Genomic DNA, 485 nt, shown 5'->3' on the forward strand with positions numbered 1-485 from the left:
TGAGGCACTTGTTGAGGCAGTTGCTGAGGCACTTGTTTGTGCACTTGTTGTTGCTCTCGTTGGTGCACTTGTTGAGTCACTAGTTGAGGCGCTCTTTGTTGCATTCGTTGACGCACTTGTTGAGGCGCTCGTTGACGCACTCGTTCTTGCGCTCGTCGAGGCGCTCATTGAAGCGCGTGTTGATGCGCTTGTTGAAGCACTTGTTGATGCACTTGTTGATGCACTTACTGAGGCGCTCGTCGATGCACTCGTTGATGCGCTTGTTGACGCACTTGTTGAGGCACTCGTTGATGCACTCGTTGATGCACTAGTTGAGGCACTTGTTGAGGCACTCGTTGACGCGCTTGTTGATGCACTTGTTGAGGCACGTGTTGAAGCACTTGTTGATGCACTCGTTGATGCGCTTGTCGACGCGCTCGTTGACGCCCTCGATGATGCGCTGGTTGATGTGCTCGTGGACGCCCCTGTATAACCACTTGTCGATG

At 53.0% G+C, this 485-nt stretch carries 1 protein-coding gene; it reads left to right on the top strand.

The features are described 5' to 3' along the window. Nucleotides 1-472, top strand: a 472-nt coding sequence (locus CBG10_RS11315; RefSeq protein WP_458251635.1) for a hypothetical protein, incomplete at its 5' end; no start/stop codon positions are given. Nucleotides 473-485: the final 13 nt, after the last annotated feature.

This window comes from Limosilactobacillus reuteri (assembly GCF_002254085.1).
Taxonomy (GTDB): Bacteria; Bacillota; Bacilli; order Lactobacillales; family Lactobacillaceae; genus Limosilactobacillus; species Limosilactobacillus reuteri_K.